The sequence below is a fragment of the Streptomyces sp. NPDC050423 genome (assembly GCF_040655445.1).
Classification (GTDB): domain Bacteria; phylum Actinomycetota; class Actinomycetes; order Streptomycetales; family Streptomycetaceae; genus Streptomyces.
The window spans coordinates 32,555-53,462 of sequence record NZ_JBFAJY010000038.1 but is presented as its reverse complement, the minus strand read 5'-3'; the positions used below and the strand labels follow the sequence as shown (position 1 = coordinate 53,462).

The 20,908-nt window shown below is 70.5% G+C and carries 19 protein-coding genes and 1 riboswitch; of the genes, 9 read left to right on the top strand and 10 right to left on the bottom strand.

Going from position 1 to position 20,908, the window contains the following annotated elements:
• Window positions 1–156 precede the first annotated feature (156 nt).
• The 4 genes from groL to thrC all read right to left on the bottom strand — a co-directional run bounded on the left by groL (window position 157) and on the right by thrC (window position 4,400).
• Window positions 157–1,779: a chaperonin GroEL gene (gene groL, locus AB0I52_RS25450; protein WP_250968409.1), complete on the bottom strand. Its 1,623-nt coding sequence runs from the start codon at window positions 1,777–1,779 to the stop codon at window positions 157–159.
• Window positions 1,780–2,096: 317 nt separating this feature from the next.
• Window positions 2,097–2,303 carry a cold-shock protein gene (locus AB0I52_RS25445; RefSeq protein WP_003967346.1) on the bottom strand — a complete coding sequence of 69 codons (207 nt, stop codon included), beginning with the start codon at window positions 2,301–2,303 and terminating at the stop codon, window positions 2,097–2,099.
• 433 nt (window positions 2,304–2,736) lie between these two features.
• A complete protein-coding gene (locus tag AB0I52_RS25440) occupies window positions 2,737–3,015 on the bottom strand; it encodes a MoaD/ThiS family protein (RefSeq protein WP_362965434.1) in 279 nt (92 codons plus the stop codon).
• Between the two features lie 92 nt (window positions 3,016–3,107).
• A complete protein-coding gene (gene thrC / locus AB0I52_RS25435; protein WP_363076239.1) occupies window positions 3,108–4,400 on the bottom strand; it encodes a threonine synthase in 1,293 nt (430 codons plus the stop codon).
• Window positions 4,401–4,417: 17 nt separating this feature from the next.
• Window positions 4,418–4,544, bottom strand: a riboswitch (SAM riboswitch).
• Window positions 4,545–4,697: 153 nt separating this feature from the next.
• Here thrC and AB0I52_RS25430 point away from each other — a divergent pair.
• On the top strand, window positions 4,698–5,648 hold the full coding sequence (locus tag AB0I52_RS25430) for a glucosyl-3-phosphoglycerate synthase (RefSeq protein WP_363076237.1): 951 nt from the start codon (window positions 4,698–4,700) through the stop codon (window positions 5,646–5,648).
• Between the two features lie 57 nt (window positions 5,649–5,705).
• Window positions 5,706–7,100: a trehalose-6-phosphate synthase gene (locus tag AB0I52_RS25425; RefSeq protein ID WP_363076235.1), complete on the top strand. Its 1,395-nt coding sequence runs from the start codon at window positions 5,706–5,708 to the stop codon at window positions 7,098–7,100.
• On the opposite strand, the gene otsB is transcribed toward AB0I52_RS25425, so the two are convergent.
• From otsB to AB0I52_RS25410, 3 genes are all read right to left on the bottom strand, one after another.
• A complete protein-coding gene (gene otsB, locus AB0I52_RS25420; RefSeq protein ID WP_363076233.1) occupies window positions 7,077–7,934 on the bottom strand; it encodes a trehalose-phosphatase in 858 nt (285 codons plus the stop codon). The two genes, AB0I52_RS25425 and otsB, sit on opposite strands and share 24 nt — an antisense overlap.
• A gap of 542 nt (window positions 7,935–8,476) precedes the next feature.
• Window positions 8,477–8,749 (bottom strand): DUF3263 domain-containing protein, encoded by a 273-nt coding sequence (locus tag AB0I52_RS25415; RefSeq protein ID WP_363076231.1) that lies wholly within the window; start codon window positions 8,747–8,749, stop codon window positions 8,477–8,479.
• Window positions 8,750–8,781: 32 nt separating this feature from the next.
• Complete coding sequence (locus AB0I52_RS25410; RefSeq protein ID WP_363076229.1) at window positions 8,782–9,996, bottom strand: extracellular solute-binding protein; 1,215 nt, start codon at window positions 9,994–9,996, stop codon at window positions 8,782–8,784.
• A 354-nt stretch (window positions 9,997–10,350) separates the two neighbouring features.
• On the opposite strand from AB0I52_RS25410, the gene AB0I52_RS25405 reads away from it, so the two are divergent.
• The 5 genes from AB0I52_RS25405 (at window position 10,351) to AB0I52_RS25385 (ending at window position 15,493) form a co-directional block, all read left to right on the top strand.
• Entirely contained in the window at window positions 10,351–11,259 is a 909-nt protein-coding gene (locus AB0I52_RS25405) for a sugar isomerase (protein ID WP_363076227.1), read from the top strand.
• 122 nt (window positions 11,260–11,381) lie between these two features.
• Window positions 11,382–12,314 (top strand): ROK family protein, encoded by a 933-nt coding sequence (locus AB0I52_RS25400; protein ID WP_363076225.1) that lies wholly within the window; start codon window positions 11,382–11,384, stop codon window positions 12,312–12,314.
• Window positions 12,314–13,474 (top strand): N-acetylglucosamine-6-phosphate deacetylase, encoded by a 1,161-nt coding sequence (gene nagA, locus AB0I52_RS25395; protein ID WP_363076223.1) that lies wholly within the window; start codon window positions 12,314–12,316, stop codon window positions 13,472–13,474. The genes AB0I52_RS25400 and nagA overlap by 1 nt, the downstream gene beginning before the upstream one ends.
• A gap of 169 nt (window positions 13,475–13,643) precedes the next feature.
• Complete coding sequence (locus tag AB0I52_RS25390) at window positions 13,644–14,588, top strand: 1-phosphofructokinase family hexose kinase (RefSeq protein WP_363076297.1); 945 nt, start codon at window positions 13,644–13,646, stop codon at window positions 14,586–14,588.
• Between the two features lie 53 nt (window positions 14,589–14,641).
• Window positions 14,642–15,493 carry a class II fructose-bisphosphate aldolase gene (locus AB0I52_RS25385; RefSeq protein WP_363076221.1) on the top strand — a complete coding sequence of 284 codons (852 nt, stop codon included), beginning with the start codon at window positions 14,642–14,644 and terminating at the stop codon, window positions 15,491–15,493.
• 333 nt (window positions 15,494–15,826) lie between these two features.
• On the opposite strand, the gene AB0I52_RS25380 is transcribed toward AB0I52_RS25385, so the two are convergent.
• Both AB0I52_RS25380 and cdgB read right to left on the bottom strand, forming a co-directional pair.
• The gene (locus AB0I52_RS25380) at window positions 15,827–16,828 is read right to left on the bottom strand and encodes a CBM35 domain-containing protein (RefSeq protein WP_363076219.1); all 1,002 of its coding nucleotides are present in this window, start codon (window positions 16,826–16,828) and stop codon (window positions 15,827–15,829) included.
• A gap of 153 nt (window positions 16,829–16,981) precedes the next feature.
• Window positions 16,982–18,631, bottom strand: coding sequence for a diguanylate cyclase CdgB (cdgB, locus tag AB0I52_RS25375; RefSeq protein WP_363076217.1), 1,650 nt, complete (start codon window positions 18,629–18,631; stop codon window positions 16,982–16,984).
• 312 nt (window positions 18,632–18,943) lie between these two features.
• Between cdgB and AB0I52_RS25370 the strand changes: the two genes are divergently transcribed.
• Entirely contained in the window at window positions 18,944–19,450 is a 507-nt protein-coding gene (locus AB0I52_RS25370; RefSeq protein WP_363076215.1) for a flavin reductase family protein, read from the top strand.
• Window positions 19,451–19,501: 51 nt separating this feature from the next.
• Here the strand turns inward: AB0I52_RS25370 and arfB are convergent, their stop codons facing one another.
• Entirely contained in the window at window positions 19,502–19,936 is a 435-nt protein-coding gene (gene arfB / locus AB0I52_RS25365; protein ID WP_363076213.1) for an alternative ribosome rescue aminoacyl-tRNA hydrolase ArfB, read from the bottom strand.
• 196 nt (window positions 19,937–20,132) lie between these two features.
• Between arfB and AB0I52_RS25360 the strand changes: the two genes are divergently transcribed.
• Window positions 20,133–20,708, top strand: coding sequence for a TerD family protein (locus AB0I52_RS25360; protein WP_207318258.1), 576 nt, complete (start codon window positions 20,133–20,135; stop codon window positions 20,706–20,708).
• Window positions 20,709–20,908: the final 200 nt, after the last annotated feature.

Sequence of the window (20,908 nt, the reverse complement as noted above, 5' to 3'; positions counted from 1 at the left end):
TGTTCACGCCGTGGCCGGGGCGCGTACGAACGACGACGAGCGAGTGCGGACGAGTGCGGACGCGTACGAACGCGTACGAACGACGCCGGCCCCCGGGGAGTGATCCCCGGGGGCCGGCGTTCGTACAGCTGTGCAGGAGCTACCGATCCGTCAGGATCAGAAGTCCATGTCACCGCCCGGCATGCCGCCCGGAGCGGCCGCGGAGGCCTTCTCCGGCTTGTCGGCGATGACGGCCTCGGTGGTGAGGAAGAGCGCGGCGATGGACGCGGCGTTCTGCAGAGCGGAGCGCGTGACCTTCGCCGGGTCGATGATGCCCTCGGCGATCATGTCGACGTACTCGCCGGTCGCGGCGTTGAGGCCGTGACCGATCGGCAGGTTGCGCACCTTCTCGACGACGACTCCACCCTCAAGACCACCGTTGACGGCGATCTGCTTGAGCGGGGCCTCCAGCGCCAGCTTGACGGCGTTGGCGCCGGTCGCCTCGTCACCCGAGAGCTCCAGCTTCTCGAAGACGGCCGAGGCCTGGAGCAGAGCCACGCCACCACCGGCGACGATGCCCTCCTCGACGGCGGCCTTGGCGTTGCGCACCGCGTCCTCGATGCGGTGCTTGCGCTCCTTGAGCTCGACCTCGGTCGCGGCACCGGCCTTGATGACGGCCACGCCGCCGGCCAGCTTCGCGAGGCGCTCCTGGAGCTTCTCGCGGTCGTAGTCCGAGTCGGAGTTCTCGATCTCGGCACGGATCTGGTTGACGCGACCCTGAACCTGGTCGCTGTCACCGGAGCCGTCGACGATCGTCGTCTCGTCCTTGGTGATGACGACCTTGCGGGCACGGCCGAGCAGGTCGAGACCGGCGTTCTCCAGCTTGAGGCCGACCTCCTCGGAGATGACGGTGCCACCGGTGAGGATGGCGATGTCGCCGAGCATGGCCTTGCGGCGGTCACCGAAGCCCGGAGCCTTGACGGCGACGGACTTGAAGGTGCCACGGATCTTGTTGACGACCAGGGTCGACAGGGCCTCGCCCTCGACGTCCTCGGCGATGATCAGCAGCGGCTTGCCGGACTGCATGACCTTCTCCAGCAGCGGAAGGAGGTCCTTCACGTTGCTGATCTTCGAGTTCACGATCAGGATGTACGGGTCGTCCAGGGACGACTCCATGCGCTCCATGTCCGTGGCGAAGTACGCCGAGATGTAGCCCTTGTCGAAGCGCATACCCTCGGTGAGCTCAAGCTCCAGCCCGAAGGTCTGGGACTCCTCGACGGTGATGACGCCTTCCTTGCCGACCTTGTCCATGGCCTCGGCGATGAGCTCGCCGATCTGGGTGTCGGCGGCGGAGATGGAGGCGGTCGAAGCGATCTGCTCCTTGGTCTCCACGTCCTTGGCCTGCTCCAGGAGGGCGGCGGAGACGGCCTCGACGGCCTTCTCGATGCCCCGCTTGAGAGCCATCGGGTTCGCACCCGCGGCCACGTTGCGAAGGCCCTCGCGGACGAGCGCCTGAGCGAGAACGGTGGCGGTGGTCGTACCGTCGCCGGCGACGTCGTCCGTCTTCTTGGCGACCTCCTTGACCAGCTCCGCACCGATCTTCTCGTACGGGTCCTCCAGCTCGATCTCCTTGGCGATGGAAACACCATCGTTGGTGATCGTGGGGGCGCCCCACTTCTTCTCAAGGACGACGTTGCGGCCCTTGGGGCCGAGGGTGACCTTGACGGCGTCGGCGAGCTGGTTCATGCCGCGCTCAAGACCGCGCCGGGCCTCCTCGTCGAACGCGATGATCTTGGCCATATGAAGTGGTCCTCCCGGACAGGGGTGGATTCTCCGGACCGAGTGGCGCCCGCGACGGACGGCCTGCCGCCTGCCGGTTCCTTGCCCCGACAGACCTGCGGGCCTCACCGGCCCGGTCCAAGTTTCTGTCACTCTCACCCGGAGAGTGCTAAGCCCAATGATTAGCACTCGACCCCCGAGAGTGCAAGCGTCCCCCTCCGGAGTGTGGACAACCGGGCAGCGCGCGCGAAGGGGCTGCCGGACGCACGGAGGGCCTGCACCCCTTGGGGTACAGGCCCTCCGTGCGTGAGTAGTGTCGTTGGCCGACCGTGCCGAGCTCAGCCGACAGCGAGCTTGACCATGTCCGCCTGCGGCCCCTTCTGGCCCTGCGAGATTTCGAATTCAACTCGCTGACCCTCTTCGAGGGTGCGGTATCCGTCCATCTGGATCGCGCTGTAGTGGACGAAAACATCCGCACCACCGTCGACCGCGATGAAGCCGTACCCCTTCTCCGCGTTGAACCACTTGACGGTGCCCTGAGCCATGCCTAACTCCCCTATTACTGGCCCTTGCACAGGACCGCACTTCGCGGGCCCGGGTCAGAACTCACCCTCCGACAGGAGAGGGTGCGTGCGCCGGAACGCGTCGACCGCGGCCGAATGTATCTGCCCAACTGCCCTCTGCAACAGGTCAATCGGACGAGAATTCTGGGCAGCACCGATCGCCCGAATATGAGTAACTCATGAGATTCCAGGGCAAGTCGGGCCAGGCAAAGGCCACTTATGGCGCAAGAAGTTCAGTTACTTTGGCTGCATCTTGTCGTGGCCGGGCGCATTCACATATGCGGGGGGCACGGGCAGCAGAGGGGACTTCCCACACTCTACCGCGCTCAACCATACAGAATTGCCCCCTCCGCTTCTGTCGCGGAGGGGGCGATTCCGGTGACGCGGTGGAACGGGACCGCTCGGGTCCCGGGGGTCAGCAGCCGCCGGCGACGGCCGGGATGATCGAGACGCCCGCGCCGTCCGGGGTGACCGCTTCCAGGCCGCCCTCGAAGCGCACGTCGTCGTCGTTGACGTACACGTTCACGAAGCGGCGGAGCTTGCCCTGGTCGTCCAGGACACGGGCGGCGATGCCCGGGTGGTTCTTCTCCAGGGACTCGATGACCTGGGAGAGGGTCGCGCCCTCGGCCGGGACCTCGGCCTGGCCGCCCGTGTAGGTGCGGAGGATGGTGGGGATACGGACCTTGACGCTCATGGTGGGTGCCCTTCCTGGAGTCACGGATGGTCGGAGGCTGCGGCAGCCCCTCAGCTGGTGCCGACGGCCTGTCAGCCGGCACCGGCAGTCCCTCAGCCGGTGCCGAGGCCGGCGGCGCGGAAGGCGTCCAGACTCGGGCGGATCGTCGCCGTCGCCTGCGAGGTGGCGGCCACCGCGTCCAGCGTCTTGAGGCCGTCACCGGTGTTCAGGACGACGGTGGTGAGCGACGGGTCGAGCAGACCGGCCTCGATCAGCTTCTTCGTCACGCCGACCGTCACCCCGCCCGCGGTCTCGGCGAAGATGCCCTCGGTGCGCGCCAGCAGCTTGATCGCGTCGACGACCTGCTCGTCGTTGACGTCCTCGACGGCGCCGCCGGTACGGCGGGCGATGTCCAGGACGTACGGGCCGTCGGCCGGGTTGCCGATCGCCAGGGACTTGGCGATCGTGTTCGGCTTCTGCGGCCGCACGACGTCGTGACCCGCCTTGAAGGCGGTGGAGACCGGGGAACAGCCCTCGGCCTGGGCGCCGAAGATCCGGTACGGCTTGTCCTCGACCAGACCGAGCCTGATCAGCTCCTGGAGACCCTTGTCGATCTTCGTGAGCTGCGAGCCGGACGCGATCGGGATGACGATCTGGTCGGGCAGCCGCCAGCCGAGCTGCTCGCAGATCTCGTACGCGAGCGTCTTGGAGCCCTCGCCGTAGTACGGCCGGAGGTTGACGTTGACGAAGCCCCAGCCCTCGCCGAGCGGGTCGCCGATGAGCTCCGAGCAGAAGCGGTTGACGTCGTCGTAGTTGCCCTCGATGCCGACCAGCTCACCGCCGTACACCGCGGCCATGACGACCTTGCCCTGCTCCAGGTCGTGCGGGATGAACACACAGGACCGCAGGCCGGCGCGGGCGGCGGCGGCGCCCACCGCACCGGCGAGGTTGCCGGTGGAGGAGCAGGAGAGCGTGGTGAAACCGAAGGCGCGCGCGGCCTCGACGGCGATCGCGACGACTCGGTCCTTGAAGGAGTGCGTCGGGTTGCCGGAGTCGTCCTTGACGTACAGGCCGCCGGTGACGCCCAGCTCGCGGGCGAGGTTGTCGGCCTTGACCAGCTTGGTGAAGCCGGGGTTGAGGTTGGGCTTGTCCGCGACATCGGCGGGGACCGGCAGCAGCGGCGCGTAACGCCAGATGTTGTCGGGGCCGGCCTCGATGCGCTTCTTCAGCTCGTCCGGGGAGCCGCTCGGCAGGTCGTACGCCACTTCGAGCGGCCCGAAACAGGTCGCACAGGCGAAAAGGGGACCGAGCTCGAATCGCTCTCCGCACTCGCGGCAGGAAAGTGCCGCGGCGGGACCAAGGTCAACGGAGGATTCGGTGTTTGCTGCAACAGTCTGAACAGCCATGATGGCGAGGCCCTTTCTCCTCATCTTCCTCGTGACGCATTTCGCCACAAGACGGAATTGGCACCTTCCCCACCTGACCTCGCGGTCGGTTGGATGGTTGCCGGGACTTCAACGGGCCGTTCCCTCTGTCCCTCTGGATGAGCGCTGTGGCACTGGACCATGGATCCAGGCGTTTATCAGCGGATGGACCCCGGCATGCCACGGCCATCTGCGTTGTTCAAGACTGTAACCGAAGCACCGGACTGTTGAGATAGTCGTCCGAACCGCGAGATGGATCACATACAGGGAGTATCGACCGTGCTGGAAGAGGTCGAAGGCTGGCTGACCAGGCGTTCCTGGTCCTCCGCCGACCGCCCGCTGGAGCAGCTCCTGGCCGCCAGGGACGGCGACCCGCGCCGCGGGAGCGTGAGTGTCGTCCTGCCCGCGCTCAACGAGGCGGCGACGGTCGGGGACATCGTCCGGGTGATCCGGCGCGAGCTCATGGAGAAGGTCCGGCTGGTCGACGAACTCGTGGTGATCGACTCCGGCTCCACGGACGCCACCGCCGAGGTCGCCCGCCGGGCGGGCGCCCGGGTGATCCACCGGGACGCGATCCTGCCCCGGGTCCCGGCCGTCCCCGGCAAGGGCGAGGTGCTCTGGCGGTCACTCCTGGTGACCAGCGGTGACATCGTCTGCTTCATCGACGCGGACCTGAAGGACTTCTCGGCCGACTTCGTCTCCGGCATCGTCGGCCCGCTGCTGACCGACCCCTCGGTGCAGTTCGTCAAGGCGATGTACGACCGTCCCCTCGGGGACACCGCAGGCCAGGGCGGGCGGGTCACCGAGTTGGTGGCACGGCCGCTGCTCAATCTGCACTGGCCGCGGCTGGCCGGCTTCGTCCAGCCGCTGGGCGGCGAGTACGCCGTACGCCGCTCCCTGCTCGAACAGCTGCCGTTCCCGGTCGGTTACGGAGTGGAGCTGGGGCTGCTCGTCGACGCCCTGCACACGGTCGGCCTGGACGCGCTCGGCCAGGTCGACGTCGGCGTCAGGAAGCACCGCCACCAGGACGGCCAGGCGCTCGGCCGGATGGCGGCGGCCATCTACCGGACCGCTCAGCTACGGCTCTCCCGGGGGCATCTGGTCCGCCCAGCGCTGACCCAGTTCGAGCGCGGCGAGCACGGTTTCGTCCCGCACACGTACCCGGTGGACACCGAGGAGCGGCCGCCGATGCGCGAGATCGAGGAGTACGTCTCGCGCCGCGCGGCGTGACCGGAGCACCGCCGCACGCACGTTTGGACGGTTCGGGATCGGGCTAGGTTCCGCAGCATGGTCTCCGAGCACGTCCCTCAGCCCGCCGCCGCCCAGGTACTCGTCGCGTCCAACCGAGGTCCGGTCTCGTACGCGCTCCGCGAGGACGGCTCACTCGACGCGAAACGGGGCGGGGGCGGACTCGTCTCCGGGCTGAGCGCGGTGGACGACAAGATGTGGGTCTGCGCCGCACTCGGTGACGGCGACCGCGAGGCGGTGCGCCGCGGGGTCGGCGAGCCGGGCGTACGGATGCTCGACATCGACGCGGACGTGCACGCCGACGCGTACAACGGGATCGCGAACTCGGTGCTCTGGTTCGTCCACCACCTGCTCTACCAGACCCCCCTGGAACCCGTCTTCGACGCGGAGTTCCGCCGGCAGTGGGCGTCCTTCGAGGCCTACAACCGGGCCTTCGCGGAGGCGCTCGCCGAGGAGGCGGGCGAGGGCGCGGCGGTCCTGGTGCAGGACTACCACCTGGTGCTGGTGCCCGGAATGCTCCGCGAACTCCGCCCCGACCTGCGGATCGGCCACTTCTCCCACACCCCGTGGGCGCCCGTCGACTACTTCCGGATGCTGCCCGACGACATCGCCGAACAGGTACTGCGCGGCATCCTCGGCGCCGACCGGGCGGCCTTCCTGACCCGCCGCTGGGCGGACGCCTTCATCGGCTGCTGCACGGAGATCCTGGGCGGCACCGGCCGTACCCGCATCGGCGTGCACGGGCTCGGCGCCGACGCGGACTTCCTGCGCCGCCGCGCGCACGAGGCCGACGTGGACGAGCGGATGGCGGCGCTGCGCGAACAGGTGGGCCCCGGCCGGAAGACGATCGTGCGGGTGGACCGTACGGAGCTGTCCAAGAACATCGTCCGCGGGATGCTCGCCTACCGCGCCCTGCTCGACGAGCGGCCCGAATGGCGCGGCCGGGTCGTCCACATCGCGTTCGCCTACCCCTCGCGGCAGGACCTCGCGGTGTACCGGGAGTACACGGCCGAGGTTCAGCGGGTCGCCGACGACATCAACGCGGCGCACGGCACGGCGGACTGGACCCCGGTCGTGCTCCACGTCAAGGACGACTTCGCGCGCTCCCTCGCGGCGTACCGGCTGGCCGACGTGGCGCTCGTCAACCCCATCCGGGACGGGATGAACCTGGTCGCCAAGGAGGTCCCCGTCGTCTCCGACCACGGCTGCGCGCTGGTGCTGTCGCGGGAGGCGGGGGCGTACGAGGAGCTGGGCGACGACGCGATCACGGTGAACCCGTACGACGTGTCGGCCACCGCCGACGCGCTGCACGAGGCGCTGACGATGGAGGACGGCGAGCGCGCGGCGCGCACGGAGCGGCTGGCCGCGGCGGCCACCGCGCTGCCGCCGCAGCAGTGGTTCCTGGACCAGCTAGAGGCGCTGCGCCAGGACTGACAGGAATTCGACGACGGCTCCCGGCCCCGGCAGCAACAGGTCGGCGCGCTGGGCCAGTTCGGGCACCTCCGCCTCGCCGCTGCAGATCAGCAGGCCGGGGGTGCCGTCGGGGCCCTCGGCGCGGAGCTTCTCCACGGCGGCGTAGGCGGCCAGGTCGCCCAGGTCGTCGCCCGCGTACAGCACGGACTCGGCTCCCGTCTCACGCACGTACTGCGTCAGGGCGACGCCCTTGTCCATGCCCGAGGGGCGCAACTCCAGCACCAGGCGGCCCGGTTCGACGATCAGCCCGTGCCGGGCGGCGAGCTCGCCGAGGGGTCCGCGCAGGGCCTCGAACGCGGCCTGCGGGTCCTCGGCGCGGCGGGTGTGGACGGCGAGCGCCTGCCCCTTCTCCTCTATCCAGGTACCGCGCCAGGAGTCGAACCTGTCCAGTACGCCCGGGAGTTCGGCCCGCACGGCAGCGACTCCGGGGTGCGGGGCGGGGGCGCGGACGGTGCCGGAGACGGCGTCCCAGCGTTCGGCGCCGTAGTGGCCGAGGACGACGAGGTGGTCAAGGCCCGCGACCCCGGCGAAGCCGCCGTGGCGGACCGCGACGCCGGCCGGGCGGCCGGTGATCACGGCGATCGACGCGACCTGGGGGGCGAGTGCGGCGAGCGCCTCTACGGTGCCGGGGTGCGCGCGGGCCTGTTCGGGGTCCGGGACGATGTCGGCGAGGGTCCCGTCGAAATCGAGCGCGACGACGGCGCGGTCGGGGCGGGCGAGGAGGGCTGCGAGGCCCTCCTGTCCGGCGGGGGTCGTAGGTGTCGGCAGGGGCGGGGTGTGCGGGTGGCTGCCCATGCGTCCGAGCCTATAGCCGGTGCGGCCTGACCGGGGCCCCGTACGGCCCGACCGGGGCTCCGCCCCGAACCCCGCGCCTTGAGGCGACCGGCACCATCCAGCCCACCATCCAGCCTCGCCGGCGTTTGAGGCGCGGGGGTCCGGGGGCGGAGCCCCCGGTAAAGCCCGTCGCCGCACACCCGGGGCTCCGCCCCGAACCCCGCTCCTCAAACGCCGGAGAGGCTGGATATGGCCGCCGGAGGGGCTGGAACGGCCCTGAAAAAGGCCGGATGGCGACCGGCACCATCCAGCCCCGCCGGCGTTTGAGGCGCGGGGGCTCGGGGGCGGAGCCCCCGGTATGACCCGTCGCCGCGCACCCGGGGCTCCGCCCCGAACCCCGCTCCTCAAACGCCGGAGAGGCTGGATATGGCCGCCGGAGGGCTGGAACGGCCCTGAAAGAGGCCGGATGGCGGGCGACCGGCACCATCCAGCCTCGCCGGCGTTTGAGGCGCGGGGGCTCGGGGGCGGAGCCCCCGGTATGACCCGTCGCCGCACACCGGGGCTCAGCGGCGGTCTCGGCGGGCCGCTCGCACGCGTCGGAGCCGGTTCACCGTGACCGGGTCGGCCTCCAGGGCGCGCCGGTCGTCGAGCAGCGCGTTCAGCAGCTGGTAGTAGCGGGTCGGGGAGATGCCGAGCCGTTCCCTGATCTCCCGCTCCTTGGCCCCGGGACCCGCCCACGACTGCCGCTCGACCGCCAGCACCGCCCGGTCCCGGTCGGAGAGTCCGGGGGGCGGGGCGGCGGGCTCGTCGGGGCCGTTCGGAGGAGGGGCGGTCATATCAGCCAATATATGGCGCGGCCCGCGGACCGCTACTCCGCGCTCTCCGCCGACGCGGACTCCTGCGCTATGCGCCCCAGCACGCTCTCGGGGTTCGCGCCCGGCTCGACCGCCTCGCCGATGTTCTTCTTGATCGACTCGCTGGCCTGGGCCCAGGACGTCTTGCCGAACGGGTAGAACTGCGCGTTCGGCAGCGCGTCCAGGAACTTGTACAGCGGCTTGTACTTGGGGTCGCTCTCCATCGCGGCCGAGGCGCTGTCGGTGACCGGCAGCATGTCGTACGTGTCCGCGAAGTCGATGACGTTCTTGTCGCTGAACATGAAGTCGAAGAACTTGCCCATCTCGATCCGGTGCTCGTTCTGCTTGAAGCCCATGATCCAGTCGGCCACGCCCATCGAGCTGGTGGTGGGCCCGGAGACGGCGGGCAGCGGCACCATGCCGAGGTCGACGCCCCGCTTCTTGGCCTCCTGCATCAGCGTCGGATGGCCGTTGAGCATGCCGACGTCACCGCTGGTGAACGCCGCGAAGGCCTTCGCCCGGTTGAGGTCGCCGGGGGCGACGGGGCCGACGAGCCCCTTGTCGACGAGGTTCGACTTCAGCCACTCGAACGTCTTGATGTTCTCGGCCGAGTCGATGTTGTACGAGCCGACGTCATCGGTGTAGCCGCCACCGCCGCTGAGCAGCCACATCAGCGTCTCGGCCTGGGACTCCTCCTGGCCCAGCGGCAGCGCGAACGGGTACTTCACGCCGTGCTGCTTGAGCGCGGCAGCGTCGCCGGCGATGTCGCTCCAGGTCTTCGGGGCGTCGAGACCCGACTGGCTGAAGAGCTTCTTGTTGTAGAAGAGCAGCCGGGTGCTGGCCACGAACGGCAGCCCGTACTGGATCTGGCTGACCCGGCCCGCGTCCGCGAGGACCGGCAGGAAGTTCGCCTGGGTGCGGACGCTGAGCATCTGGTCGGCGGAGTAGAGCTTCCCGGCCTTGGCATAGTCCGCGTACGCGCCGATCTGCGCGATGTCGGGGGCCTTTCCGTCCTTCACCATCTCCGCGACCTCGCGGTCGATGTCCGTCCACGGGAGGACGGTCACCTCGACCTTGATGCCGGGGTGGGACGCCTCGAAGCTCCTGGCGACGCCGTCCCAGTACTTGTCGGACTTGTTCGCCTCGCCGGTGCCGTAATCGGCCGCGACGAGCTTCAGTGTGACGTCGCCCCCGCCGTCGCCGCCGCAGCCCGACAGCGTTGCCGTCATCCCCAGAGCGGCGACAGCCGCCGTCAGTCCCAAGTAACGCCGCTGCACAGCCCAGTCCGTCCTCGTCGGTCGCGCCATCCGTGGCGTCCACCTCTGCGTGAGGCACTCCGGATGAGCTGCGATTTTGCCCCACCTCGTCCGATGAGGTCTACACCACTCCGGTATCGCTTCGGCAACGCGGCAGCGTTGCACGGAACGCGGAGCGACTGCTAAGTAGGTCTCGGTCAACCACGGCCGGACACAAGGCCCTTAATAGTCCGGACCTTTATACCCGCACCCGTGCGGTGCCGCCGTGCCGCCCCGAATCGCCCCACTACCGCCCACGACCGCCCACACCGCAAGGAGCCGTACCGCATGTCCCGTACCGCAACAGAAATTGCCACCCAGCCCAGCTGCTGGCGGCGCGCCGCCGAGGCGGGCGCGGTGGCCGAGGGGCTGCCGCGTCCGGGCGAGCGGGTCGCCGTCACCGGGTGCGGAACCTCCTGGTTCATGGCCATCGCCTACGCGGCCCTGCGCGAGGCGGCCGGACAGGGCGAGACGGACGCGTACGCCTCGTCGGAGTTCCCGGCCGGGCGGTCCTACGACCGGGTCGTGGCGATCACCCGCTCCGGCACCACCAGCGAGGTGCTGGCACTGCTGGGCGAACTGCGCGGCAGGACCCCCACCGTCGCGCTGACCGCCGACCCGAAGACGCCGGTGATGGACGCCGCCGACACGGTGGCGGTACTGGACTGGGCCGACGAGGAGTCCGTCGTGCAGACCCGGTTCGCCACCACCGCGCTCGCCTTCCTGCGGGCCGGGCTCGAAGCCGCCGGCCCGCTCCCGGCGGGCGTGAAGACGGTCACCGAGGCGGCCGTCGACGCGGAACTGGCGGTGACCGAGCCGCTGGACGAGGCGGTGGTCTCGGCCGAGCAGTGGACGTTCCTGGGGCGCGGCTGGACCTACGGCCTGGCGCAGGAGGCCGGGCTGAAGATGCGCGAGGCGGCGGGCGCCTGGACGGAGTCGTACCCCGCGATGGAGTACCGCCACGGCCCGATCGCGATCACCGGACCGAACCGGGTGGCGTGGGTGTTCGGCGCACTGCCCGAGGGCCTCGCGGGCGAGGTCGCGCGGGTCGGCGGAACGCTGGTGGCGCACGCCACCGCCGACCCGATGGCCGACCTGATCCGGGCCCAGCGGCTCGCGGTGACGCTCGCGGAGTCGAAGGGGTACGACCCGGACCACCCGCGCAATCTGTCGCGCAGCGTGATCCTGCCGGGCTGAGGGCTCGCGGGGCGCGTTGTCGGCGCGTTGCGCCCGATTGCGGACCCGATTTTGTATGGATGCGCAACAAACAGCGATAGTGGACTAGACCTTTTGGGGTTCGTCGGGCGAAACTGTTTCCCGTGAAACACGTCATCGCCCTCGATGTGGGCGGCACTGGAATGAAGGCCGCACTGGTCGGGGCCGACGGCGCCCTGCTCTACGAGGCACGGCGCGCGACCGGAAGAGAGCGCGGCCCCGACGCCGTCGTGGAGTCGATCCTCGCCTTCGCGGCGGATCTGCGCGCGTACGGCGAGGAGCACTTCGGCGAGAGCGCCGTCGCGGCCGGTGTCGCCGTGCCCGGCATCGTCGACGCCGCGAACGGGATCGCGCTCTACTCGGCCAACCTGGGCTGGAGCGACGTCCCCATGCGCCGGCTGCTCGGCGAACGGCTCGGCGGCGTCCCCGTCGCCCTCGGCCACGACGTCAGGACCGGCGGACTCGCCGAAGGCCGGATCGGGGCGGGCCGGGGCGCGGACCGCTTCGTGTTCATCCCCCTGGGCACCGGGATCGCCGGGGCCATCGGGATCGCGGGCACCATCGAGGCCGGCGCCCACGGCTCCGCGGGCGAGATCGGCCACATCGTGATCCGGCCGGACGGCCCGGACTGCAGCTGCGGCCAGCGCGGCTGTCTGGAGACGCTGGCCTCCGCGGCCGCCGTCAGCCGGGCCTGGGCCGCCGCATCCGGCGACCCGAAGGCCGACGCCGCGGACTGCGCCAAGGCCGTGGAGTCGGGCGACCCGAAGGCCGTGGCGGTCTGGCTGAACGCCGTCGACGCCCTCGCCGCCGGACTGGTCACCGCACTCACCCTGCTCGACCCCCGCACGCTGATCATCGGTGGCGGTCTCGCCGAGGCGGGAGAAACCTTGTTCACACCACTCCGTGCGGCCGTCGAGGAACGCGTCACGTTCCAGAAGCTGCCCCACATCGTCCCGGCGGCCCTCGGGGACACCGCCGGATGCCTGGGCGCAGGGCTGCTCGCCTGGGATCTTCTCTCCACGGAGGTATCCGCCTGATGGCCGGACGCGCAGACAGCACAGTTCTCGCAGGTGCCCGGGTGGTACTCCCCACCGGCACCGTCGAGAACGGCCGGGTGACCATCGAGGGCACCCGCATCGCCGGCGGTCCGGCGGAGGGCGCCCGGACCGTCGACCTGTCCGGCCACTGGGTCGTCCCCGGCTTCGTGGACATGCACAACCACGGCGGAGGCGGCGCCTCCTTCACCTCCGGCACCGTGGACGACGTCCTCACCGGCGTCCGCACCCACCGCGAGCACGGCACCACCACCCTGGTCGCCTCCACCGTCACCGGCGAGATGGACTTCCTCGCCGAACGGGCCGGCATCCTCTCCGAACTGGTCGAACAGGGCGACCTGGCCGGCATCCACTTCGAGGGCCCCTTCATCTCGCCGTGCCGCAAGGGCGCGCACAGCGAGGGCCTGCTGCGCCACCCGGACCCGGCCGAGGTCCGCAAACTGATGGACGCCGCCCGCGGCACCGCGAAGATGTTCACGCTCGCCACCGAACTGCCCGGCGGCATCGAGTCCGTACGGCTGCTCGCCGAACACGGCGTCATCGCCGCGATCGGGCACACGGACGCCACGTACGAGCAGACCGTCGAGGCGATCGACGCGGGCGCCACCGTCGCCACGCACCTCTTCAACGCCATGCCGCCCCTGGGCCACCGCGCGCCCGGCCCGATCACCGCCCTCCTGGAGGACGAGCGGATCACGGTCGAGCTGATCAACGACGGCACCCATCTGCACCCGGCCGCCCTCCAGCTGGCCTACCACCACGCGGGCGCCCACCGCGTCGCCCTGATCACCGACGCCATGGACGCGGCCGGCTTCGGCGACGGGCAGTACCAGCTGGGCCCGCTCGCCGTCGAGGTCAAGGACGGTGTCGCCCGGCTCGTCGAGGGCGGTTCCATCGCCGGCTCCACGCTCACCCTGGACACCGCCTTCCACCGGGCCGTCACCATCGACCGCATCCCGGTCGGCGACGTGGTGCAGTCCATCTCCGCCAACCCGGCCCGTCTGCTCGGCGTGTACGACCGGGTCGGCTCGCTGGAACCGGGCAAGGACGCCGACCTGGTGATCCTGGACGCCGATTTCACGCTCAAGGGCGTCATGCGCAAGGGCGAGTGGGTCACCCAGCCGGTGCCCGCGGCAGTGTGAGTGCGGCGGGGCGGATGCCTGACGAGCGGATACGTAACGAAGAGACGGCGGTTGCACCCGCGGCCTGGGTCGGCCGCCGGCTCTTTGGCATGATCGTCCGCGAAACTGTCGGGGAAAGCGCGTTCTGCCAAGGGATCCGCGCTCAGCACGGATCGAGGTGGCGGCCGAGGTGATCCTCACGGTCACGCTGAACACGGCACTCGACCTGACGTACGGCGTTACCGCTCTCGTCCCGCACTCCAGCCACCGGGTCACCGAACTCTCCGAACGCCCCGGCGGCAAGGGCATCAACGTCGCCCGGGTACTCACCGCCCTCGGCCACGACAGCGTCGTCACCGGCTTCGCCGGGGGCGCCACCGGCTCCGTCCTGCGGGACCTGCTCGCGGCCCTCCCGCCCGGCGCCGGGAGCCTCACCGACGCACTCGTCCCGGTGGCCGGCGACACCCGCCGCACCCTGGCCGTCGCGGACCGGGCCACCGGCGACACCACCCAGTTCAACGAACCCGGCCCCCACATCACCGCCGCCGAGTGGACCGCCTTCCTCCGCTCGTACGAGGAGCTGCTCACCGGCGCCGACGCGGTCGCCCTCTGCGGCAGCCTGCCCCCCGGCATCCACGTCGGCGCCTACGCCGAACTGGTCCGGCCGGCCCGTGCCGCGGGCGTCCCGGTGCTCCTGGACACCAGCGGCGAACCGCTGCGCCGCGGCATCGCCGCCCGCCCCGACATCGTCAAGCCGAACGCCGACGAGCTCGCCCAGCTCACCGGCTCCCGCGAACCCCTGCGCGCCACCCGAGACGCCCGCCGCCGCGGTGCGCACGCGGTGATCGCCTCACTGGGCCCGGACGGCATGCTGGCGGTCACCCCCGACGGCAGCTGGCAGGCGTCCCCGCCGGCCCCCGTGAAGGGCAACCCGACCGGGGCGGGCGACTCCGCGGTGGCCGGACTGCTGTCCGGCCTCGTCGAGGGCCTGAGCTGGCCGGACCGGCTGCGACGGGCGGTGGCACTGTCGACGGCGACCGTGCTGGCCCCCACCGCCGGTGACTTCGACCGCGCGGCCTACGAGGAGCTGCTGCCGCGCGTCGCCATCGAGGAACACACACCCGGAGCGGCCTGAGCGCCGCACCCCCACCGGGCCCCCGCGGGTCCGACGAAGCAACAGAGGTCAGCATGCCGCTCGTCAGTACCGGTGAACTCGTCTCCGCCGCCCAGGCCCAGGGACGCGGGATCGCCGCCTTCAACGTCATCACCCTGGAACACGCGGAGGCCATCGCCACCGGCGCAGAGCGGGCCGGGGCCCCCGCCATCCTCCAGATCTCCGAGAACGCCGTGAAGTTCCACGGCGGCCGGCTCTCCGCCATCGCGGCGGCCGCCGCCGCCGTCGCCCGCACCTCCGCCGTCCCGCTCGCCCTCCACCTCGACCACGTCGAGTCCGTGGAGCTGCTGCACCAGGCGCACGACGAGGGCTTCGGCTCCGTCATGTTCGACGCCTCCAAGCTGAGCTACGCCGAGAACGTGCGGGCCACCGCGGAAGCCGTCGCCTGGGGCCACGAGCGCGGCATCTGGATCGAGGCCGAGCTCGGCAAGGTCGGCGGCAAGGAGGGCGAGGCCCCCCTCGACGCCCACGCCCCCGGAGTCCGCACCGACCCGGCGGAGGCCGCCGCGTACGTCGCCGCGACCGGTGTCGACGCGCTGGCCGTCGCGGTGGGCTCCTCGCACGCCATGACCGAGCGCACCGCCGCCCTGGACCACGAGCTGATCGGCCGGCTGCGCGACTCCGTCCCCGTCCCGCTGGTGCTGCACGGCTCCAGCGGTGTCCCGGACGACGAGATCCGCCAGGCCGTCGCCGCCTCCGGCATGGTCAAGATCAACGTGGGCACGGCGCTGAACACCGCGTTCACCGGGGCCGTACGGTCCTACCTGGCCGAGAACACCACGGGCGTCGACCCGCGCAAGTACATCGCCCCGGGCCGCGAGGCGATGGCCGCGACGGTCGCCGGCTTCCTGGCCCTGATGGGCTGACAGCACCACGCAGGGCGCTGCGTGCGCCGAACAGCGTTTCAGCTGCGGCCGGCGAGGTGCCGTTCGCGGTCTACTTGGTCGTGGGTCGGCCGGTTTCAGAGAATCAGCCATATGTATAGCGAGGGTAGGTGACACCTGTGCCGAGATCACCGGACAGGAGGCCCTACCCGCCCAACCAGAGCATTTCCCGGTCGCGATGAATCGACATAGATTCGGCAAGTCGACCAGAAATGTGCTCTGGCACATCAGCACCGGCTGCGGCGAGGGCACCAAGATGTGGCCTCTCCCGGATTCGGACCCAGGAGAGGCCACAAACGGTTCACCCGCAATGGGCTAACCCTTCGCAGGGGTGACTTCCAGCCAATCCAGGATCACGTCGCACTGATTGCCATCCTGGCAAGAAATACCGATCTCGTTCTCACCCTTGACCAGGTCGACGGGCGCCCAGGTGGTCTGCCAATTCTTCTCCCAGTTCGGGTCCGAGGAATGGACGAAGTCCTTGAGCCCGATCGGCTGCGAGTTCGGCTTCCCATTGACCGTCAACGTTGCGTTGGCATCCTTGCCGGGGATCGCGTAGCGCACCGTCAGACGGTACGCACCGGCCTTCTCCATCTCGGCCTGCCACGTCACGGAGGATCCGACTGCGTTGAAACCGGAAACATAGGCGCCGCCGGGTCCCTCGGCGCCCTTGACGCTCTTCTCCACGGCCGCCGTGCCGCCGAGCTTGAGCGACACCGCGTCCTGCTTCGGGAGCTCCGGAGGAGCCTCGGAAGTCTCGGACTGCTGCGGCTTCGGCGACTCCTCGACCTGGCCGGCCGCGCCCGACGAGGAGGACGTCGCGTCGTCCTTCTTCTTGTTCTTGTCGCCGTCGCCCGTCATCAGCGCGGCGCCGATGCCGATGAGCACGACCGCGACGACCGCGACCGCGCCGATCAGCAGGCCCTTGGTGTTGGGACCGCCCTTGCCGGGGTCGCCGTTGCCTCGGCCGCCCTGGTGCGGCACCTGCGAGGTGGGGGCACCGGGGTACGTCTCCGGGGCCGCGTACTGCGCGTTCGGCTGCCCGTACTGGCCCTGGGGCTGTCCGTACTGGGCGTTCTGCCCCTGCGGCGGGTAGCCGTAGGCCCCCTGCTGCGGCACCTGCTGCCCGTACTGGCGCTCCCCGACGGTCCGCACCTGGTTGTACGAGGTCCGCGGCACACCGGGCTGCGCGGCGGGACCCGGGTAGCCGTAGCCGCCCTGACCCGGCGGCTGTGCGCCGGCCGCCTGCCCGTCCTCGTAGAGGTAGCCGAACGGGTCGTCGTCCTCGGGTGTGCTCGCGCCGTTGTTCCCGGCCATCCCTGGGTCACTCCTCACCATGTCGTCGGCCACTCGCCGTATACCGTCAGCCCACGCCGACCGGCCGAGCCTACCCCGAACGGACCAGCCCAAGAATTGCCGAAGATGCGGCGGGGACCGGGGCGGGGTACGCGCACAACGCCCCGGCGAACGTCAGCCGGCCCTGCGGTGAACCTTCGAGCGGGACCGCTTCTCGACGTACATCCGCTGGTCGGCGGAGCGCAGCACTTCCTCCGCGGTCATGCCGCAGGCGGCCCAGCCGATGCCGAAACTGGCCCCGACGCGCACCGCCCGGCCGTCGACCCGAATGGGCGGAATGATGGCGTTACGCAGGCGTACGGCCAGGTCCGCGGCGTCTGCGGACCCCAGCCCGTCCGCGAGAACGACGAATTCGTCACCCCCGAGCCGGGCGACGGTGTCACCGTCGCGGACACAGATGGTGAGCCGGCGGGCGACCTCGATGAGAACCACGTCACCCGTGTGGTGGCCGAAGCGGTCGTTGATCGACTTGAAGCCGTCCAGGTCGCAGAAGAGGACCGCGAGCCCCTTCGCCCCGTCGTCCTTCCCGGTGTCGGGTGCGACGGAATGCACATGGTGGTCGTACGGGCCGACGCCCGCCCCCGCGTCGAAGCCGTCGACGGGGAAGCCGTGCACGCGGGCCTCGTCCACGTCGCCGTACGCCGCGTCCAGCGCCTGCACGTCCGTGGACGCCACCGCGTTCGGGCGCTCGCAGAGCCGGGCGCTGAGCCGGGAGCGCAGCTCCGCGCTGTTGGGCAGACCGGTGAGCGCGTCGTGCGAGGCGCGGTGCGCGAGGTTCAGCTCGTGGCGCTTGCGCTCCTCTATGTCCTCGACATGGGTGAGCAGGAAGCGCGGCCCGTCCGCGGTGTCCGCGACGACGGAGTTGCGCAGCGAGACCCAGAGGTAGGTGCCGTCCCGGCGGCCCAGCCGCAGTTCGGCACGGCCGCCCTCGGCGGAGGTACGGAGCAGGGTGCCGATGTCCTCGGGGTGGACCAGGTCGGCGAAGGAGTAGCGGCGCAGCACCGAGGCGGGGCGGCCGAGCAGCCGGCACAGGGCGTCGTTGGTGCGCAGCAGCCGGCCGTGCTGGTCGCCGCCCATCTCCGCGACGGCCATGCCGCTGGGGGCGTACTCGAAGGCCTGGCGGAAGGATTCCTCACTGGCCCGCAGCGCCTGCTGCTCCCGCTCCAGGCGGACCAGGGCGCGCTGCATGTTGGCCCGGAGCCTGGCGTTGCTGATGGCGATGGCCGCCTGGGACGCGTACATCTGGAGGGCCTCGCGGCCCCAGGCGCCGGGGCGGCGGCCGTTGCGGGGGCGGTCGACGGATATGACGCCGAGGAGGTCGAGGCCGCCGCCCGAGGCGTACATCGGGGCGTAGAGCCGGTCCTGCGGGTGCCACTCGTCCTCGAAGCGGGGCTCGGGGCCCTCGGTGTGCCACTGCGGGACGTCGTCGTCGAGGAGGACCCAGCCGTCGGTGTGCGGTATGAAACGGAGCTCGTCCCACGGCTCACCCATGACGAGCCGGCGCTCCCAGGAGGTGCGGGAGCCGACGCGGCCGGTGATCAGTGCCTCGGCGGCGTTGTTGCCCGCGAAGGCGGCGACCACGAGATCGCCGTCGGGACGGACGAGGTTGACGCAGGCAAGCTCGTAGCCGAGACCGGCGACGATTCCGTCGGCCACGGTCTGCAGTGTGTCGGCCAGGCTCCGCGCCGTGTTGAGATCGGCCACGGCCTGGTGCAGCTGCCGCATCGTCGCAAGACGGACGTACGGCTCCGACTCGGCCTCCATCGCTCGCACTCCCCGAGACCTCGACAGCACTCCAGGTTTCATATCGGCGTACTTGACGTACTTACTGCAGTGTCACGGCCACTGAATCACAGTGAGCTGTGCACCCGGTACACAGGGTCAACAAATATCGCGCTCTGTGAGCCAAGTCACAACAGATGGTAAAGGATTCCGGCCCGGCCCCACGACAGGTCCTAGGACCCGGCTGGTCCCCTGGCCCGATGCGCCGACGCCCCGCGCACGGCTAGCGTGCCCGGTGTGCTGCAGACGAAGCCCCCCTCCCCGCGTTCCCGGCCCATCCCCCATGCTGAGGGGGTGAGCAACGACGAGTTCCGAGGCGCCCTCGCCCGACTGGCCGCCGGTGTGGTGCTGATCACCGCGCAGGAGCCGCCGCTCGACGAGCACGGGCGCGGCGAGGACGTCGGCATGACCGCGACCGCGTTCATGTCGGTCTCGCTGGACCCGCCGCTGGTCATGGTGAGCCTGCGCAACGACTCACGGATGGACGACCTGCTGGCGGAACAGCCGCTGTGGGCCGTCTCGGTCCTGGCGGAGAGCCAGCGGCACATCGCCGGACGGTTCGCCATGAAGGGCCGGATCAGCGACCGGCTGCTGTTCGAGGACATCCCCTATGTACGCGGGGAGATCACCGGAGCCCCGCTGGCCGGCGGCGCGCTCGCCACCCTGGAATGCCGCACGGAACAGCGCATCGTGGCGGGTGACCACACGCTGGTGATCGGACGGGTGCTCGGCGCGCAACTGCCGAGCGGGGACGGCAGCCCGCTGGCGTACTTCCGCGGGCGCTACCGGCAGCTGGGCTGACGGGGGCGCTGGGCCGGCGGCGACCAGGTTCGGTGCGGGCGGCGGGCCGGTTCACCAGTCGCGGCCCGAGCGTCCGCGCTTGGTGTCGCCGCGCTGCTTCTTCTCGCGCAGCCTGCGCTCGTTGATGCCGCGCGGGATCTTGCGCTTGCGGCGCGGCTTGGGGGGCGGCGCCGTGGCCTCGGCCAGCAGGGCGGTGAGCCGTTCGGCCGCCGTCTCGCGGTTGCGCCACTGCGAGCGGTGCTCCGAGGACCGTACCGACACCACGCCGTTGACCAGCCGGTTCGCCAGCCGTTCCAGCGCGCGCTCCTTCCACACCTCGGGCAGCGACTCGGTCGCCGCGAGGTCGAAGCGCAGCTCCACCTGGGAGTCGCTGGTGTTGACGTGTTGCCCGCCTGGCCCTGAGGACCGCGAGAAACGCCACATGAGCTCGGCCTCCGGCAGGGAGACCGCACCGCGGATGACATAGGGCCCGGACATGACACCCATGTTCCCCGGCCCACCGGGTGTTCGTCACCTTCTTTAGCCGTGCCCTTCAGCCACGCCCCGGCCACGACGGCCGTCAGTTCGGTAAAGAAAGTAAAGAGGGAAGGAACCTCCCGGTCCCCTGCTCGCGTTATGGAGTGTGACGGTAGCTTCGTGACGACACGGAGCCCGCGCACACGACAGATGAAAGGGACTTCCCATGGCAGTAAGCCTGTCCAAGGGCGGCAACGTCTCCCTCACCAAGGAGGCCCCCGGCCTCACCGCCGTCACGGTCGGCCTCGGCTGGGACGTCCGGACCACCACCGGCACGGACTTCGACCTCGACGCCTCCGCGATCGCGGTCAACACCGCCGGGAAGGTCTTCTCCGACGGTCACTTCGTCTTCTTCAACAACAAGGCGACGCCGGACCAGACCATCGTGCACACCGGTGACAACGTCACGGGCGAGGGCGAGGGCGACGACGAGCAGATCAACGTCAACCTGGCAGGCCTGCCGGCCGACATCGACAAGATCGTCTTCCCGGTGTCGATCTACGACGCCGAGACCCGCAGCCAGAACTTCGGCCAGGTGCGGAACGCCTACATCCGCATCCTCAACCAGGCCGGCGGCGCCGAGATCGCCCGCTACGACCTGAGCGAGGACGCCGCCACCGAGACCGCCATGGTCTTCGGCGAGCTGTACCGCAACGGTGCCGAGTGGAAGTTCCGTGCCGTCGGCCAGGGCTACGCCTCCGGCCTGCGCGGCATCGCCCAGGACTTCGGCGTCACTCTCTGACGCTCCGGTCCACCCGCTTCACCGGAGCCCCCGGCCGATCGTCCTGCGGCCGGGGGCTCCCGCGTGTCCGCGTACCACCGAACGCCCTCAACGGGACGAACGACACGCGATGTTGCGCAAGTGACGGAAGTCCGCCGGATAGCGGACACAGACGCATCCCAGTCGGACAAGAACTGGTCAAAGAAATGTGAGGTAATTGT